The sequence below is a fragment of the Thioalkalivibrio sp. AKL17 genome (assembly GCF_000377885.1).
GTDB lineage: Bacteria > Pseudomonadota > Gammaproteobacteria > Ectothiorhodospirales > Ectothiorhodospiraceae > Thioalkalivibrio > Thioalkalivibrio halophilus.
The window spans coordinates 23,746-41,666 of sequence record NZ_KB898771.1 but is presented as its reverse complement, the minus strand read 5'-3'; the positions used below and the strand labels follow the sequence as shown (position 1 = coordinate 41,666).

General features: G+C 69.7%; 15 protein-coding genes. 3 read left to right on the top strand and 12 right to left on the bottom strand.

Features of this window, described 5'->3' with window-relative positions:
* Positions 1-34 precede the first annotated feature (34 nt).
* From D577_RS0112565 to rnhB, 12 genes are all read right to left on the bottom strand, one after another.
* Positions 35-1,825: an ABC transporter transmembrane domain-containing protein gene (locus D577_RS0112565; protein ID WP_018947822.1), complete on the bottom strand. Its 1,791-nt coding sequence runs from the start codon at positions 1,823-1,825 to the stop codon at positions 35-37.
* Between the two features lie 40 nt (positions 1,826-1,865).
* Positions 1,866-2,246: a VOC family protein gene (locus D577_RS0112560; RefSeq protein WP_018947821.1), complete on the bottom strand. Its 381-nt coding sequence runs from the start codon at positions 2,244-2,246 to the stop codon at positions 1,866-1,868.
* Entirely contained in the window at positions 2,243-2,743 is a 501-nt protein-coding gene (gene ispF / locus D577_RS0112555; RefSeq protein WP_018947820.1) for a 2-C-methyl-D-erythritol 2,4-cyclodiphosphate synthase, read from the bottom strand. The genes D577_RS0112560 and ispF overlap by 4 nt, the downstream gene beginning before the upstream one ends.
* Positions 2,740-3,483, bottom strand: coding sequence for a 2-C-methyl-D-erythritol 4-phosphate cytidylyltransferase (ispD, locus tag D577_RS0112550; RefSeq protein WP_018947819.1), 744 nt, complete (start codon positions 3,481-3,483; stop codon positions 2,740-2,742). Before ispD ends, ispF begins: the two co-directional genes overlap by 4 nt.
* Complete coding sequence (ftsB, locus tag D577_RS0112545) at positions 3,476-3,865, bottom strand: cell division protein FtsB (RefSeq protein WP_018947818.1); 390 nt, start codon at positions 3,863-3,865, stop codon at positions 3,476-3,478. Before ftsB ends, ispD begins: the two co-directional genes overlap by 8 nt.
* Positions 3,866-3,904: 39 nt before the next feature.
* Positions 3,905-5,182 (bottom strand): phosphopyruvate hydratase, encoded by a 1,278-nt coding sequence (gene eno / locus D577_RS0112540; RefSeq protein ID WP_018947817.1) that lies wholly within the window; start codon positions 5,180-5,182, stop codon positions 3,905-3,907.
* Positions 5,183-5,244: 62 nt separating this feature from the next.
* Positions 5,245-6,087 (bottom strand): 3-deoxy-8-phosphooctulonate synthase, encoded by an 843-nt coding sequence (gene kdsA / locus D577_RS0112535; RefSeq protein ID WP_018947816.1) that lies wholly within the window; start codon positions 6,085-6,087, stop codon positions 5,245-5,247.
* 10 nt (positions 6,088-6,097) lie between these two features.
* Positions 6,098-7,768 carry a CTP synthase gene (locus D577_RS0112530; RefSeq protein ID WP_026289065.1) on the bottom strand — a complete coding sequence of 557 codons (1,671 nt, stop codon included), beginning with the start codon at positions 7,766-7,768 and terminating at the stop codon, positions 6,098-6,100.
* 152 nt (positions 7,769-7,920) lie between these two features.
* A complete protein-coding gene (tilS, locus tag D577_RS0112525; protein ID WP_026289064.1) occupies positions 7,921-9,204 on the bottom strand; it encodes a tRNA lysidine(34) synthetase TilS in 1,284 nt (427 codons plus the stop codon).
* On the bottom strand, positions 9,179-10,144 hold the full coding sequence (locus D577_RS0112520; protein WP_018947813.1) for an acetyl-CoA carboxylase carboxyltransferase subunit alpha: 966 nt from the start codon (positions 10,142-10,144) through the stop codon (positions 9,179-9,181). Before D577_RS0112520 ends, tilS begins: the two co-directional genes overlap by 26 nt.
* Positions 10,145-10,234: 90 nt before the next feature.
* Entirely contained in the window at positions 10,235-13,801 is a 3,567-nt protein-coding gene (gene dnaE / locus D577_RS0112515) for a DNA polymerase III subunit alpha (protein WP_018947812.1), read from the bottom strand.
* Positions 13,801-14,400, bottom strand: a complete 600-nt coding sequence (gene rnhB / locus D577_RS0112510; RefSeq protein ID WP_018947811.1) for a ribonuclease HII — start codon at positions 14,398-14,400, stop codon at positions 13,801-13,803. Before rnhB ends, dnaE begins: the two co-directional genes overlap by 1 nt.
* Positions 14,401-14,520: 120 nt before the next feature.
* On the opposite strand from rnhB, the gene D577_RS0112505 reads away from it, so the two are divergent.
* Genes D577_RS0112505 through lpxB form a run of 3 tightly spaced genes read left to right on the top strand, consistent with a single transcriptional unit; the run spans position 14,521 to position 17,820 of the window.
* Positions 14,521-15,507 carry a Gfo/Idh/MocA family protein gene (locus D577_RS0112505; RefSeq protein WP_018947810.1) on the top strand — a complete coding sequence of 329 codons (987 nt, stop codon included), beginning with the start codon at positions 14,521-14,523 and terminating at the stop codon, positions 15,505-15,507.
* 37 nt (positions 15,508-15,544) lie between these two features.
* Entirely contained in the window at positions 15,545-16,642 is a 1,098-nt protein-coding gene (locus tag D577_RS0112500) for a DegT/DnrJ/EryC1/StrS aminotransferase family protein (RefSeq protein ID WP_018947809.1), read from the top strand.
* Positions 16,639-17,820, top strand: a complete 1,182-nt coding sequence (lpxB, locus tag D577_RS0112495; protein WP_018947808.1) for a lipid-A-disaccharide synthase — start codon at positions 16,639-16,641, stop codon at positions 17,818-17,820. The genes D577_RS0112500 and lpxB overlap by 4 nt, the downstream gene beginning before the upstream one ends.
* Positions 17,821-17,921: the final 101 nt, after the last annotated feature.

Here is a 17,921-nt window from a genome sequence, read left to right as displayed (position 1 = left end):
ATGTCCTCCCGCTTGATCCGCCTCGCCCCGAGTTTCAGGCGAGCGCGTCCGCATCCGCAAACTGCAGCGCCGCCAGCCGTGCATACAGCCCGCCCTGCGCCAGCAGTTCGGCATGGGTGCCCTCGCCGACCACGCGGCCGCCGTCCAGCACGACGATCCGGTCCGCCGACTGCACGGTGGCCAGCCGGTGGGCAATGGTCAGCACGGTGCGCGCGTGCCGCACCTCTTCCAGCGCCGCCTGCACCTCGCGTTCGCTTTCGGCGTCCAGCGCGCTGGTGGCCTCGTCCAGCAGCAGCACGGCCGGCTCGCGCAGCAGGGCGCGGGCCAGCGCCAGACGCGCCCGCTGGCCGCCGGACAGGCGCACGCCGCGCTCGCCCAGCGCGGTGTCCCAGCCCTCCGGCAGCGCCTCGATGAACCCCCGCGCATGCGCCGCCTCCGCGGCCGCCTGCAGCGCCGCGTCGGACGCATCCGGCACGCCGTAGGCCACGTTTTCGCGCACGGTCCCGGAGAACAGCACCGGCTCCTGCGGCACCACCGCGATGTGCCGGCGCAGTTCGTCCGGCCGCAGGCGGCGCAGGTCGTGCCCGTCGAGCCGGATACAGCCCGCATCCGGGTCATGAAACCGCAGCAGCAGCCGGAACAGGGTCGACTTGCCGGACCCCGACGGTCCCACCAGCGCCACCGACTCGCCCGGGCGTACCCGCAGGGAGACCCCGTCCAGTGCCGGCGGCTGCGGGCGCGTCGGATAGGCGAAGACCACGTCCTCCAGCGCGATCTCGCCGCGCACCGGGTCCGCCAGGGCTTCGGGGTGTCGTGGCCAGGGCGGCCCGGAACGGACCTCCGCGAGTTCCAGCAGGCGCTCCGCGGCTCCGGCCGCCCGCAGCAGTTCATTGGTCACCTCGCTGAGCGCGGCGATCGAACCCGCCACCAGGGCCGCGTAGAACAGGAACGCGGCCAGCTCGCCCGGGGTCATCATCCCGTCCAGCACGCGGTGGCCACCGATCCACAGGACCCCGGCGATCAGGCCGAACATCAAAAGCATCACCGCAGCGGCCAGCAGTGCGCCGGTGGCGGCCCGGCGCGTGGCCATGCCGAAGGCGGCTTCCACCGCCGAGGCATGCCGGCCGCGTTCGGCGTCTTCCTGGCCGTGGGCCTGCACCGTCTCGATCGCGTACAGGGTCTCGTCAGTGCGTGCGCCCACGTCCGCGACCCGGTCCTGGGTCCGGCGCGAGAGCCGGCGCACCCGGCGCCCCAGCAGCCACACCGGCACGGCCACCGCCGGCAGGCCGGCCACCAGCAGGACCGCCAGCGGCGGACTGGACAGGAACATCAGGACCAGCCCGCCGACGATCAGCAGCAGGTTGCGCGCGGCAATGGTCAGGGTGGTGCCGACCACGGTCTGGATCAGCGTCGCGTCGGCCGTCAGGCGCGAGATCACCTCGCCGGTGCGGGTCTGCTCGAAAAACGCCGGATCCAGCCGGATCACATTGGCGAAAACCGCGCGGCGCAGATCGGCCACCACCCGTTCCCCGAGCCACGTCACCAGATAGATGCGCGCACCCACGCCGATGGCCATCACCGTCACCACCACCAGCAGCAGCACCAGCGCGCGGTTGAGCCCGGCGGGGTCCTCGGGACCCAGGCCAGCGTCCACCAGCAGGCGCAGCACCCCGCCGAAGGCCAGGATCGCCCCCGAGCCCACCACCAGCGCCACCAGCCCGAACACGATCCGCCGCCGGTACGGCCGCAGGAATGCGAGCAGCGGCATCAGGACCCGCAGGTTGCGGGCCGCGGGGCGCGGGGTGTCGGCGTCGTCCCAGTTCATGCCGGCTGCCGGCGGTGGGGGAATGCGGGTGCGGAGAGGGTCATCCGCCGGCTGCGACGAATTCGACGGTGTTCCCGTCAGGATCGCGCACAAAGGCCGCGGGACGCCCGGAACGGCTGCGCTGCGCGGGGAAACCCGCCGCCTCCAGCCGTGCCAGCAGGGCCTCCAGCCCGTCCACCGCCAGGGCCAGATGGCGGTCGCGGCCCCCGGCGACCCCGCGCTCCACCGGATCCGGGTTGGGCACACCCAGCAGATGCAGGGCGCGCCCGTCACCCAGATCGAACCAGCGCCCGGGGAACCCGAGATCCGGGCGCGGCAACGGCGCCAGCCCGAGCAGATCCCCGTAGAACGCGGCCGAGCGCTCCGGTTCCGCCACCACCACGCTCACGTGGTGCACCCCGCGCACCACGCCGTCGCTCATGCGACCGCCCCGTCTCCCGGGGTCTGCAGCAGCACCACGGTCTGCGCGGCGAGACCCTCCTCGCGGCCGGTATAGCCCAGCCGCTCGGTGGTGGTGGCCTTCACGTTGACCGCGTCCGCCGGCAACCCGGTATCCGCGGCGATGTTGGCGCGCATGGTGTCCACGTGCGGGCCCATGCGCGGACGCTGGGCGATGATGGTGGCGTCGATGTTCACCGGCACCCAGCCCGCCGCGCGCACCCGGCGCAGGGTCTCTTCCAGCAGGTCGCGGCTGTCGGCACCGGAGAACGCCGGATCGCTGTCGGGAAAGTGGCGGCCGATGTCGCCCAGACCGGCCGCCCCCAGCAGGGCATCGCACAGCGCGTGCAGCAGCACGTCACCGTCGGAGTGGGCGCGCACGCCGTAATCGAACGGGATCCGCACCCCGCCGACCACCACGTGATCCCCCGCCTCATAGGCGTGTACATCGAAACCCTGGCCCACACGCATCGCCGTCATCCCCGATACCCTCCGTCGAGCCGGCCCTGTTCCAGCAAGTATAGACGGGCCAGTTCGAGGTCCTCGGCGCGCGTAATCTTGATGTTCATCAGCGAGCCCTCCACCAGCCGCGGCCGCAGTCCCGCCCATTCGATCGCGCTGGCCTCGTCGGTCACCGGGTGTCCGGCGGCACGCGCACGGGCGTTGGCGTCGCGCAGCGTGCCCAGGCGGAACATCTGCGGGGTCAGGGCCCGCCACACCCGCTCGCGATCGAGGGTGGATTCCACCCGACCATCGGCGTCCGCCCACTTGATGGTATCGGTGGACGGGGCCGCCAGCACCCCCCCCACGGGATCGTCGCGCAGCTCGTCCAGCATGCGGTCGAGATCGTCCGGCGGCAGGCACGGGCGCGCGGCGTCGTGCACCAGCACCCAGTCCTCGGGGCCGGCGCGTTCCTCGAGGAAGTCCAGGCCGTTCTGCACGGAGTCGGCCCGCTCGTCGCCGCCGGCCACGCGGAACAGACGCCCGCCGGCCAGCGGCAGGTCGAGCGCGTCCGGATCCACGTCCGGGCCCAGCACCAGGATCACGCCGCGAATCCGCGGATGCTCCAGAAAGATCGACAGGGTATGGGCCAGCACGCTGCGCGGCCCCAGGGTGAGGAACTGTTTGGGACGATCCGTCCCCATGCGACGACCAATCCCGGCTGCGGGGATCAGCGCCCAGAAGACTCCCGAACCTTCGGGGGAGTCGGCATCACTCATCGAACGGATCCTCCACGATCGTCGTGTCCTCCTCGAAATGCTCCGGCGCGGCCCCGGTGGACGCGTCCTCGGGCATCAGCCCCGGGACTTCGCCCGGGGCTTCGTCTTCTTCATCCACGATGAAGAAAAAGGTCTCGTCCTCGCGAATCATGCCCAGGTCGCGCCGGGCGCGTTCTTCCACCGCCGCGGAGCCCTCGCGCAGATCGCGGACCTCGGCCTCCAGCGCCCGGTTGCGTTCGCGCAGGCGCTGATTTTCCGCTTCCTGCATGGCCGTCTCGCTGCGCAGTTCGCGGACATCCGGCCAGCCGCCCTCGCCGAACCACAACGGCCACTGCAGCGCCAGCACGAGCAGCACCAGACCGCCCGGCAGCAGCCAGCGCATCGCTCAGGCCTCCGGCCGGGACACCCCGGTTCCCCGGGGTCAGGGCCGGACCCGGAAGGCGTCCATGCCCGGGTAGCGGGCCTGCCCGCCAAGATGCTCCTCGATCCGCATGAGCTGGTTGTACTTGGCCACGCGATCGGAGCGCGACAGCGAGCCGGTCTTGATCTGCCCGGCGCCGGTGGCCACGGCCAGATCGGCGATGGTCACGTCCTCGGTCTCGCCCGAGCGGTGCGAGATCACCGAGGTGTAACCCGCCTCGCGCGCCATCTCGATCGCCTGCAGGGTCTCGGTCACGGTGCCGATCTGGTTCAGCTTGATCAGGATGGAGTTGGCCACGCCGCGGTCGATGCCCTCGCGCAGGATCTGCGTGTTGGTCACGAACAGATCGTCGCCCACCAGCTGCACGCGCTCACCCAGACGCTCGGTCAGGATCTTCCAGCCCTCCCAGTCGTCTTCGGCCAGCCCGTCCTCGATGCTGAGGATGGGGTACTGATCGACCCAGTGCGCGAGGTAGTCGCAGAATTCCTCGGCATTAAACGACTTGCCCTCGGAATCCAGGTGGTAGCGGCCATCGCGGTAGAACTCGGAGGCGGCGCAGTCGAGGCCCAGCCAGATGTCGCGCCCGGCCTTGAACCCGGCCTGATGGATCGCCTCGAGGATGGTCTCCACCGCGGCCGAGTTGGACTCCAGGTTGGGCGCGAACCCGCCCTCGTCGCCCACGCCGGTGCCCAGACCGCGCTGGTTGAGCACCTTCTTCAGCGCGTGAAAGACCTCGGCACCGTAGCGCACCGCTTCACGCACGCTGGGGGCACCCACCGGCAGGATCATGAACTCCTGCATGTCGACGCTGTTGTCGGCATGCTCACCGCCGTTGACGATGTTCATCATCGGCACCGGCAGCAGATGCGCATCCGGCCCGCCGACCGTCTCGAACAGCGGGCGCTCGGCATCGGCCGCGCGGGCATGGGCCACGGCCATGGACACCGCCAGCAGGGCGTTGGCGCCCAGGCGCGACTTGTTCTCGGTACCGTCCAGCTCCAGCATGCGCTGGTCGACCGCGGTCTGGTCGGCCTCCATGCCGCGCAGGGTGTCGCGGATCTCGCCGTTCACGTGACCCACCGCCTTCTCCACGCCCTTGCCGCCATAGCGGGCCGCGGCGTCGCGCAGTTCCAGGGCCTCGCGCGCCCCGGTGGAAGCCCCCGACGGCACCGACGCCCGCCCGGTCGCACCGGAGGCCAGGACGACGTCGGCTTCCACCGTCGGGTTGCCGCGGGAATCGATGATCTCGCGCGCGTGGATCTCGGCAATCTGGGACATGCTCGTACTCTCTCCTTGACTCGTTCGATTCGGGGCCGGCCGCCCCCGGGGTCATCCCGGGGTCAGCCCAGGCCGTATTCGGCTTCCGCCAGCGGACGCGACTTGGTCGCCTCGTCCAGCGCCTTCAGGGTTTCCAGCAGCTCGCGCATGCGCGGCAGCGGCCAGGCATTGGGACCATCCGACAGCGCGTTCGCCGGATCGGGGTGGGTCTCCATGAACAGCCCGGAGATACCGCTGGCCACGGCCGCACGCGCCAGCACCGGCACGTATTCGCGCTGCCCGCCGGAGCTGGCACCCTGCCCGCCCGGCTGCTGCACCGAGTGGGTGGCGTCGAACACCACCGGGGCGCCGGTGCGGCGCATGTCGGCCAGGCCGCGCATGTCGGAGATCAGGGTGTTGTAGCCGAAGGACACCCCGCGCTCGCAGACCATCACCGACTCGTTGCCGGCCTCGCGCGCCTTGTCCACCACGTTGCCCATGTCCCAGGGGGCCATGAACTGGCCCTTCTTGATGTTCACCGGGAGCCCCTGACGGGCCACGTTCTGGATGAAATTGGTCTGGCGGCACAAAAACGCCGGGGTCTGCAGCACGTCCACCACCGCGGCGACCTCCGCCAGCGGGGTGTCCTCGTGCACGTCGGTCAGCACCGGCACGCCCATGCGCTCGCGCACCGTTTCAAGGATACGCAGCCCTTCCTCCATGCCCGGCCCGCGATAGCTGCGGGTGGAGGACCGGTTGGCCTTGTCGAAGGACGACTTGTAGACGAACGGGATCCCCAGTTCGCCCGTGATTTCGGCGAGCTGCCCTGCGGTTTCCTCGGCCATGGCCTCCGATTCGATCACGCAGGGACCGGCAATCAGGAAGAACGGCCGGTCCAGGCCCACGGAGAAACCGCACAGTTCCATCAACCCGCCCTCAATCGGTCAGCGCCGCGCCGACATCCGGCGCGCGCTCGTTCTGGTAGTCCCGCGCCGCACGGACGAAGCCGGCGAACAGCGGGTGTCCGTCGCGCGGCGTGGAGGTGAACTCGGGGTGGAACTGACAGCCGACGAACCACGGATGTTCCGGAAGCTCCACCGCCTCCACCAGTTCCCCGGACTCGGACAGCCCGGAGATCACCAGACCGGCCTGCTCCAGACGCGCGCGGTAGGCGTTGTTGAATTCGTAACGGTGGCGGTGGCGTTCCTCGATGCGACTGGTGCCGTAGGCCGCAGCGATGCGCGAGCCTTCGCTCAGGCAGGCAGTCTGCGCACCCAGGCGCATGGTGCCGCCCAGATCGCTTTCGGCATCGCGATGTTCGATCCGCCCCTCGCGGTCCTGCCATTCGGTGATCAGTGCGATTACCGGATGCGGAGTATCGGGCGCGAACTCGGTGGAATGTGCCCCGTTGAGGCCGGCCACGTTGCGGGCGTATTCGATCACCGCCACCTGCATGCCGAGGCAGATGCCCAGATAGGGGATACCCTCCTCGCGCGCATGGCGAACCGCCTCGATCTTGCCCTCGACCCCGCGCTCGCCGAAGCCGCCCGGCACCAGGATCGCGTCCAGCCCTTCCAGCTCGGCGCGTGCCTCGGGGGTGTCGCCCTCCAGCTTTTCCGAATCCAGGTAGCGGATGCGCACCCGGGTGCCGACCTCGATGCCCGCATGGGTCAGGGCTTCGTTGACCGACTTGTAGGACTCGGTCAGTTCGACATACTTGCCGACCATACCGACCGTGACCTCCGATTCAGGGAACTCCATGGCGTTGACCACGTGCTTCCAGTCGGACAGGTCGGCGACCGGCAGATCCTCGATGTGCAGCTTGCGCAGCACGATCTCGTCGAGCTTCTGCGAATGCAGCCACAGCGGAATCTTGTAGATGTTGTCGACGTCCACCGCGGAGATGACCGCCTTTTCCTCGACGTTGGTGAACAGCGCCATCTTGCGCCGCTCCCCCTCGGGGATCGCCTGACTCGAGCGGCACAGCAGGATGTCCGGCTGGATGCCGATGGAACGCAGTTCCTTGACCGAATGCTGGGTCGGCTTGGTCTTGATCTCGCCGGCGGCGTCGATATAGGGGACCAGGGTCAGGTGCATGAACAGCGCGTTGTCGCGCCCCAGCTCCACGCCCATCTGGCGGATCGCCTCGAGGAACGGCAGGGACTCGATGTCGCCCACCGTGCCGCCGATCTCGATCAGTGCGATGTCGGCGTCATCCGCCCCTTCACGGATCGAGCGCTTGATCTCGTCGGTGATGTGCGGAATGACCTGCACCGTGCCGCCCAGATAGTCGCCGCGACGTTCCTTGCGGATTACGTTCTCGTAGATCTGGCCGGTGGTGAAATTGTTGTGCCGCGAGGTGCGGATGCGCACGAAGCGCTCGTAGTGCCCGAGATCCAGGTCGGTCTCGGCCCCGTCATGGGTAACGAACACCTCGCCATGCTGGAACGGACTCATGGTCCCCGGATCGACGTTGATGTAGGGGTCCAGCTTCATCAGCGTGACCTTCAGGCCACGCGCCTCGAGGATCGCCCCCAGGGAGGCGGATGCAATACCTTTGCCCAGAGACGAAACCACGCCTCCGGTGATAAAAACGAATCGCGTCATGCGGGAAACCTGGCCGGGACCGACGGGGGTCAAAATGCCCGCAAAGGGTACCAGACCCCCCGTTTCCGCTCAATCGCGAACGCGCCGCGCGAGGCGCCTGCGGGCCCGTCATGGCGGGGCTGTGGCGCCTTGGCCCGAACCTGCGACGCAGCTCACGCAGCGCCGCCGTCATCCGGTCCGCGCGGCCACAGCACGGCACGCACCTCACCCCCCGGCGGGCGCAGCAGCGGGATGCGCGCACGCCGCCATGGCGGAATCCCGCGCTCCTGCATCAGCGACTTCAGCCGCCGGTGCCGGCCGCCCGCCGGCACCCGTTCACCACCCTGGCGGAACACCACCTCCACCGCCCCGGCCAGCAGCGGATCGGCGAACGCCGGATGCTCGCGGGTCAGCACCCGGCCATCGGGCAGACGCAGCCGCTGCTGGCCGGCCGGCCACGGAATCGGCGACGCGGGCTCCGTCTCCGGCGGATCCAGATACAGCGCATCGCGGTAGCGCCGCAGGCAGCCCTCGTCCCAGTCCAGCCGCGGCTGGCGATCCTCGCCGGCCGCCAGCGCCTGACGCAGGAATTCCGCCAGCCGCTGGTGGCCCGGCGGGCGCAGGCCGTGTTCCCGGATCCAGTGCCGCAGAAGGGCGCTCCGGCGCCCCGGTTCCAGCGGCCGCAGGACGGACAGCGGCAGGCACTCACCGGCCCCGGCGCCCGCCAGTTGGCGCGCGAGATCGGCGTCCTCCCCGTCGGCCACCCCGGCCTGCCAGCGCGCGGCCCGCGCCAGCCCGGCCGAGGCCGCAAACCGTTCATTGAGCCGCGGCAGGATCTCGCGGCGCAGGAAGTTGCGGTCGAACCCCGGATCGGCATTGGTGGGATCCTCCACCCAGGTGAGCCCGTCCTTCCATGCCCGCTCCGCCACGGCTGCATCCGCCACGTCCAGCAGCGGGCGCGCCAGCCAGCCCTCGCCTTCGCGGCGCCACGGGGGCATGCCACGCAGGCCGAGCGGACCGCTGCCGCGCACGGCCGCGAGCAGGAAGGTCTCGGCCTGGTCCCCGGCATGATGCGCGGTGACCACCACCCCGGTCGGCCCCAGGCCCTCGCGCAGCAGCGCATAGCGGGCGTGCCGGGCCGCGGCCTCCACCCCGTCCGCGCGGGTCTCGAGGGGACCGACCGCGCGGTGCTCGAAATGCAGACCCAGCGAATGCGCCACCGCACGGCAGTGTTCCGCCTGGGCCGCGGACTGCGCGTGCAACCCGTGGTCCACGTGCCAGACTTCGGGATCGGGATGCCCGACAGCTCGACAGGTCGCGGTCAGGGCATGCAGCAGGACGCTGGAATCGCGACCGCCGCTGAAGGCGACGCGCAGCGGGCCGCCCGCGGGACACTCCTCGAGGAACCGCCGCAACGCGACGTCGACGGGGTCAGGCGCCGGCTTCCTGGAAGGCACCGTAGTCCATCAGCCGGCGGTAACGCCGTTCCAGGCGCTTGCCCGGGTCCAGCCGCTCCAGCCCGCCCAGGGTCTCGGCCAGCGCCGCACGCAGATGCTCGGTCATGGTCTCCGGATCGCGGTGGGCGCCGCCCAGCGGTTCGTCGATCACCCGGTCGATCAGCCCCAGGTCCTTCAGCCGGCCGGAGGTGATCCCCAGCGCCTCGGCGGCCTCGGAGGCCTTTTCCGAACTCTTCCACAGGATCGAGGCGCAGCCTTCCGGCGAGATCACCGAATAGGTCGAATACTGCAGCATGAGCGTCGCATCGCCCACCCCGATCGCCAGCGCACCGCCGGAGCCACCCTCACCGATCACCGTGGCGATGATCGGGGTGTCCAGCCGCGCCATCACCCGCAGGTTGCGCGCGATCGCCTCGCTCTGGCCGCGTTCCTCGGCCCCCACGCCGGGATAGGCGCCCGGGGTGTCGATGAAGGTGAACACCGGCATGCGGAAGCGCTCGGCCATCTCCATCAGGCGCAGGGCCTTGCGATAGCCCTCCGGACGCGGCATGCCGAAATTGCGCTGCACCTTGTCCCGGGTCTGGCGCCCCTTCTGGTGGCCGATGATCATCACCGGCCGCCCGTCGAAGCGGGCGATGCCGCCGACGATCGCGGGATCATCGGCATAGGCGCGGTCGCCGTGCAGTTCCTCGAATTCCTCGAACAGCGCCGGGATGTAGTCGAGCAGATACGGACGCCGGGGATGACGTGACAGCTGGGCAATCTGCCAGGGCGTGAGCTTGGCAAAGATGCTTTCGGTCAGCGACTGGCACTTGTCCTGCAGCCGCTGGACCTCTTCCTGGATGTTGACCTCGGTGTCGTCGCCCACGTACTGCAGGTCGCGGATGCGGGCCTCCAGCTCGGCGATCGGCTGTTCGAAGTCGAGAAATTCCGGGTTCATGCAAGGATTCCAGTCAGTCACGTTCGGGGTGGCGAGTGTAACGAATCGGCGCGATCTACGCTGGCCGACAGCGGGCCCCGCCGGCCGGGCCTAGCCCCGCTGGTAGAGCAGCCGCGCCTCGCAGGACGGACCCAGGGTCTGCTGGATGCCGCGCAGCAAGGCCTCGTTCGGCAGGATGCGCCAGTCCTGCGGCACCTTCAGTTCCGCCTCCATGCCGTCGCGGCGATAGCGCAGGCGCAGCGGGCAGCCGGGCGGGGCACCCTCTTCGTCCGCCTCCGGCGTCCCGCCACTGCCATTGCCGTTGCCGCGCCCGGCCGGTCGGTGCTCCTGCAGCAGGCCGTGCAGCCCGGCGATCTGCTCCGGCCGGACCTCGCGCAGGTCCAGACACAGCGCGCGTGCCCACTGCGCGCGCGCCTCGTCCAGGGTCAGGACCCGGCGCGCGCGCATGCGCACCCCGCCGGCGTAGTCGTCCAGGGTCACCGTACCCTCGGCCACCAGCAGGGTGTCCGGCTCCAGGCGCTCACGATACTGGTTGAAATCGTCGTTGAAGAGCACCAGCTCGGCGCGCCCGCTGCGGTCGTCCAGGGTTGCCACGCCCATACGCCCGCTGTTGGTGTTGCGCACCCGCACGCCCACCACCAGCCCGGCGATGCGCACGGTCTCCTGGCGTCCGCGCCCGCGGTTCTCGCCCTCGTCGGGGCGCTGTTCCAGTTTCGCCTCCAGCTCGGCCAGGCTGGTGCCGGTCAGGCTGCGCAGCTCCTCGCGATAGCGCTCCACCGGATGCCCGGTCAGATACAGCCCGAGGGTCTCTTTCTCCCCGCGCAGCCGGTCATCGTCCTCCATCTCCGGCTGCGTCTCGCTCTCCGGCACCACCGCGGCCGCCGGGTCGCCGAACAGATCCACCACGCCGAGGCTGGCATTGCGTTCGGTCTGTTCCGCCGCGGCTACCGCGGTGGGGATGTCGGCCAGCAGGGTCGCACGGTTGGCACCGAGGGAATCCAGCGCACCGGCCCGCACCAGGGTCTCCAGCACACGCTTGTTGAGCTTGCCCAGATCCACCCGCTGGCACAGATCCACCAGCCCGTGGAACGGCCCGCCCTCGTTGCGTGCCTTCAGCAGGGTCTCGATCGCGGACTCGCCGACGCCCTTGATCGCCCCCAGCCCGTACACCACCGTGCGCGCGTCCTGCACGGTAAAGCGGTAGTCGGACTGGTTCACGTCCGGCGGGAGCACCGCCAGCTCCATGCTGCGGCATTCCTCGATCAGACCGACCACCTTGTCGGTGTTGTCCATGTCCGCCGACAGCACCGCCGCCATGAACGGCGCCGGGTAATGGGCCTTGAGCCAGGCGGTCTGGTAGGCCACCAGGGCATAGGCCGCGGAGTGCGACTTGTTGAAGCCGTAGCCGGCGAACTTCTCCACCAGGTCGAAGATGTAGGTCGCGGTGTTTTCCTCCACCCCGCGCTCGACCGCGCCATTGACGAAGATCTCGCGCTGCTTGGCCATCTCCTCGGGCTTCTTCTTGCCCATCGCGCGGCGCAACAGGTCCGCACCGCCCAGGGTGTAGCCGGCCAGGACCTGGGCGATCTGCATCACCTGCTCCTGATACAGGATCACGCCGTAGGTCGGCTTGAGCACCGGCTCCAGATCCGGGTGCGGGTATTCCACCTCGGAGCGCCCGTGCTTGCGGTCGATGAAGTCGTCCACCATGCCCGACTGCAACGGACCCGGCCGGTACAATGCCACCAGCGCGATGATGTCCTCGAAGGAATCCGGCTGCAGGCGCCGGATGAGATCCTTCATGCCGCCGGATTCCAGCTGGAACACTGCCGTGGTCTGGTAGTTCTTCAACAGGCGGAACGACTCCGGATCATCCAGCGGGACACCCTCCAGGTCGATCTCGATCTCCGGATCCATGCGCCGCAGGTTCTGCACCGCCCAGTCGATGATGGTCAGCGTGCGCAGCCCGAGGAAGTCGAACTTGACCAGGCCCACCGCCTCGACGTCGTCCTTGTCGAAGTGGGTGACCAGCGAGCCGCCGTCGTCTTCACAGTACAGCGGGGAGAAGTCGGTCAGGGCCGACGGCGCAATCACCACCCCGCCGGCATGCTTGCCGGCGTTGCGGGTCAGGCCTTCCAGTTTCATCGCCAGATCGATGATCGCGCGGACTTCCTCGTCCTCGTCGTACTGCGCCTTGAGGTCCTCGCTCTCGGCCAGGGCCTTCTCCAGGGTCATGCCCAGCTCGAACGGGATCAGCTTGGCGATGCGATCGACGAACCCGTAGCCGTGCCCCAGCACGCGCCCGACGTCGCGCACCACCGCCTTGGCCGCCATGGTGCCGTGGGTGATGATCTGCGAGACCTTGTCACGGCCGTAGCGCTCGGCGACGTATTCGATCACGTCGTCGCGCTTCTCCATGCAGAAGTCGACGTCGAAGTCGGGCATGGAGACGCGTTCGGGATTGAGAAAGCGCTCGAACAGAAGCTCGTAACGCAATGGATCCAGGTCGGTAATGCCCAGCACGTAGGCCACCAGCGAGCCGGCACCGGAACCGCGCCCGGGCCCCACGGGAATCCCGTTGTCCTTGGCCCACTGGATGAAGTCGGCCACGATCAGGAAGTAGCCGGGGAAGCCCATCTGGCAGATCACGTCCAGCTCGCGCGTCAGCCGCGCCTCGTAGTCCGCGGTGTCGGCGAACTGGAAGCGCTCCAGGCGTGCACGCAGCCCCTGATCGGAGATCTCGCGCAGATGCTGCTCCACCGTGCGCCCCTCGGGCACCGGAAAATCCGGCAGCACCGACTCCCCGAGGGTCAGGCGCACGCTGCAGCGCCGGGCGATGGCCACGCTGTTGGCCAGGGCCTCGGGGATATCGTCGAACAGCGCGGCCATCTCCTGTGGCGTGCGCAGGTACTGTTGCTCGGAGTAGCGCCGCGGCCGGCGCGCGTCGTCCAGGGTGTGGCCGTCGTGGATGCACACCCGCGCCTCGTGGGCCTCGAAATCCTCGCTGCCGAGAAAACGCACGTCGTTGGTCGCGACCACCGGAAGCCCGTGGCTCTCGGCCGCGCCGATCGCGGCCTCGATCCAGGCCTCCTCGCCCGGCCGCCCGGTGCGCGTGAGCTCCAGGTAGAAGCGCCCGGGGAAACGCTCCAGCCACGGGCGCAGTACGGGTTCGGCGAGGGCCTGCGCGACCCCGCTGCCACTGACGAACAGCCCGTCGATGGTCCCGGACAGGGCGATCAGCCCCTCCGCCGCACCGCCATCCAGCCACGCGCAGTCGATCCGCGGCACGCCTTTCTCCTGGCCTTCCTGCCAGGCGCGCGAGATCAGCCGGGTCAGGTTGCGATAGCCGGCATCGTTCTGCGCCAGCAGGGTCATGCGCGCCGGGGTGGCATCGGCGCGCGCGTCGCGCACCAGCACGTCGGCCCCCACGATCGGCTGCACGCCGGCGCCGATCGCCGCCTTGTAGAACTTCACCAGCCCGAACAGGTTGCAGTGGTCGGTGACCGCCACCGCCGGCATGCCGGCCGCGGCCACGCTCTGCACCAGCGGCTTCAGACGCACCAGGCCGTCAATCAGGGAATACTCCGAGTGCAGCCGCAGGTGCACGAACCCCGGGTCCTGCAGGTTGAGATCGTCAGTGGTTTGGGTATTCATCATCATGCCTCGCTGGCGGCCGCCAGCGCCCGCGCCACCGGACCATAGCTGCGCCGATGCTCGGGGCACGGCCCGTGCTGTTCCAGCGCCGCCCGGTGCGCGGCGGTGGGATAACCCGCATGCCGGTCGAAGCCGTATTCCGGCCACTGCTCGTGCAGCGCGCGCAGTTCACCGTCGCGTGCCACCTTGGCGATCACCGAGGCGGCACTGATGGCCGCGACGCTGCCATCACCGCCGACCCGGGCCTCGGCGGTCCAGGGACCCTCGGGGGTGAAGCGCCCGTCCACCAGCAGATGTGCCGGGGCCGGATCCAGGGCCTGCACCGCCCGCTGCATGGCCAACAGGGTCGCGCGATGGATGTTCAGGCGATCGATCTCGCCCGCCTCGGCGCGCCCCAGGGCCCAGGCCAGGGCGCCATCGCGGATCTGCTCGTCCAGGGCTTCGCGCCGGCGCGCCGTCAGTTTCTTGGAATCGGTCAGACCGGGGGCATGGAAGCCCTCCGGCAGGATCACGGCCGCAGCCACCACCGGCCCGGCCAGCGGTCCGCGGCCCACCTCGTCGACGCCCGCGACCCGCCCTGTACCGCCTGCAATCCCGCTCATGAAGCCGCTCCCGCCGTTCGCGCGCAATCCCCCGGCCCATGGCCCGCACGCCACCCGGGGGATCCGTTACAATAGCGCCGAAATCCTAGCACAGCCCCCTCCGGACCGAGCATCCCGACCATGTCTCAGAATCCCCTGCGCTGCGCCGCCATTGGTGTTGGCCACCTCGGCCGCTGGCATGCGGCGAAATACGCGGCCCTCCCCGATACCGAACTGGTGGCGGTGGCCGATGCCGACCCCGAAACCGCCCGGCGCGTCGCCGAAGAACACGGCTGCGCCGCCGAAACCGACCACCGCGCGCTGATCGGCCGGGTGGACGCGGTCTCCATCGCCGCGCCCACCACCCTGCACTACGCGATCGCCCGCGACTTCCTCGACGCCGGCTGCCACGTATTGGTGGAAAAGCCCATCACCGCCACCCTGGACGAAGCCGAGGCACTCAACCGCCTCGCCGAGGAGCGCGGCGTGGTACTGCAGGTCGGGCATCTGGAGCGTTTCAACGCCGCCCTGCGCCAGCTGGCCGAGAATCCGCTGCACCCGCGTTTCATCGAGTCGCACCGACTGGCGCCGTACAAGCCGCGCGCCACCGACGTCTCGGTGGTGCTGGACCTGATGATCCACGACATCGACATCATCCTGGCGCTGGTCGACTCGCCACTGGCCGAGATCCGTGCTTCCGGCGCCCGGGTCCTGACCGGCGACATCGACATCGCCAATGCGCGCCTGGAGTTCGAGAACGGCTGCGTGGCCAACGTCACCTCCAGCCGCATCAGCACCAAATCCGAGCGGCGCATGCGCATCTTCCAGTCGCATGCCTATGCCTCGGTGGACTTCCAGAACCGCATCCTGTCGTTCAACCACCTGGGCGACGTCGATCCCGAGACCGGAGCGCCCGAGATCCACCGCGACGAGCGCGTATTCGACGAAGCCGATGCGCTGCTGGCCGAGATCCGCGCCTTCGTCGCCGCCGCGCGCGGTCAGGCCCCGGTGCTGGTCAGCGGCCGCGACGGCCAGCGCGCGCTGGAGACCGCCAGCCGCATCACCGAACTGGTGCAGGCCAATCTCAACGTGATGGGCCGCGCCGACGGCCCCCACTCGTCCCTTTGATTTCTCCATTCCCGAAAACGGCAACAGGAGCCCGCCCGTGATCCCCATGGTCGACCTGCAGCGTCAGTACCAGACGCTGCGCACCGAGATCGATGCCGCCCTGCAGGAAGTCCTCACCGGCGCCCGTTTCATCCTCGGACCCAACGTCCAGGCCCTGGAAGAGGAGCTGGCCGACTACCTCGGCGTGGAACACGCCATCACCTGCGCATCCGGCACCGACGCCCTGCAGCTGGCCCTGCATGCCGCGGGCATCGGTCCGGGCGACGAGGTTATCACCACGCCCTTCACCTTCATCGCCACCGCCGAGGCGATCCGTTACCTGGGCGCCGAGCCGGTATTCGTGGACATCGACCCGCGGACCTTCAATCTGGATCCGGAGCAGATCGAGCCGGCCATCAGCCCGCGTACCCGCGCCATCCTCCCGGTGCATCTGTTCGGCCAGCCGGCCGACCTGCCGCGCATCCGCGAGATCGCCGAGCGCCACAAGCTGATGGTGATCGAGGACTGCGCGCAGTCCTTCGGCGCCAGCATCGACGGCGCGCAGACCGGCTCCACCACCGCGTTCGGGGCATTCAGCTTCTTCCCCAGCAAGAACCTCGGCGCGTTCGGCGACGGCGGACTGGTCACCACCTCCTGCCCGTCCTCGGCCGAGGCCCTGCGTCGCCTGCGCAACCATGGCTCCAGCCAGCGCTACTACCACGACGAGATCGGCTACAACTCGCGCCTGGACGAGATGCAGGCCGCCATCCTGCGCTGCAAACTGCCGCACATCGACCACTACAACGCCGAGCGCCGGCGCGTGGCCGCACGCTACAGCGAGGGCCTCAAAGGCTTGCCGCTGGAGACCCCGCACGAGGACGGCATCGGCCTGCACGTCTACCACCAGTACACCCTGCTGACCGATCACCGCGACGCGCTGATGCCTGCCCTGACCGAGGACGGCATCGCCAACGCGATCTACTACCCGGTGCCGCTGCACCAGCAGAAGGCGTTCGCAGAGCCCGACGGCGAGCCCGAATCCCTGCCGGTGACCGAATCGGTGGCCGCGCGCTGCCTGTCCCTGCCGATCTTCCCCGAACTGGAAGACGCGCAGGTCGACCGCATCGTCGAACGGATCCGTGTTTCCCTGACATGACCCGCGAGGTGGTCGTCTGCGCCGGCGAGAGCTCCGGCGATGCCCTGGGGGCGGGGCTGGTGCGGGAACTCGCCGGCCACGCGGACGACCTGCATTTCTCCGGGATGGGTGGCGAACGCATGCGCGCCGCCGGCGTGGACACCCGCATCGACGTGGAAGAACTGGCGGTGGTCGGGCTGGTCGACGTACTGGTCAACTACCCCCGCCTGCGGCGGCTGTTCCGCCGCATGTGCGACCATCTCGAGACCACCCGCCCCGCGCTGCTGGTGCTGGTCGACTACGTCGAATTCAACCTGCGCCTGGCCGCGCACGCCAAACGCCTGGGCATCCCGGTACTGTTCTACGTGAGTCCGCAGCTGTGGGCATGGCGCAGTGGCCGTATCCGGCGCATCCGCCGCTACGTGGATGCCATGGCCGTGCTGTTCCCGTTCGAGACCGCCATCTACGAACGCGCCGGCGTGCCGGTACGCTACGTCGGCAACCCGCTCGTTGACCACGTGCAGGCGCCGGAACCACCCCTGCGCGAACGCCTGGGCGTCGCGCCGGATACCCGAATCATCGGCCTGCTGCCGGGCAGTCGCGGCGGCGAGCTCAAGCGCCACTGGCCCCTGCTGCTGGAAACCGCCCGCCGCCTGCACCATCGACATCCGGATCTGCGCTTCGCGGTGGGCCTCGCCCCCGGTGTCACCGCGGAGCGCCTCGCCGGGCTGGCCGCCTCACCCGCCGCGGGCGGGGAGCCCGGCAGCAAGCCGCCACTGGACTATGTCGGTGAAGAGGACGGGACCCACGCGATCATGGCGGATGCCGACCTCCTGCTCACCGCGTCAGGCACCGCGACCCTGGAAGCCGGCCTGCTGCGCGCCCCGATGCTGGTGTTCTACCGCATGGGGGCCGTGTCGCATCTGGTGTTCCGCCGGCTGGTGCACCTGGAGCACATCGCTCTGGTCAACATCGTCGCCGAGGAAGGGGTCGTCCCCGAATACCTGCAGCACGACGCGACGCCGCAACGCCTCGCCGAGGATGCGGACGCCCTGCTGCGGGAACCGGAACGCCTGGAAGCGATGCGCGAGCGCCTGTCACGGGTACGGGAAAGACTGGGCGACGGCGGCGCGGATCGCCGCGTGGCCGCAGCGGCCGCCGAGATGCTGGAGCACGGACACCTGCTGCCCGCCGACTGACGCCCCGTGCGGGCTCGGCGCGTTTGCCCCTGGTTCGCGACCAGGGCCGCCCCTGCATGCCGGAACCCGACAAATGCCCCGTGCGCCCCATGCGGTACCCC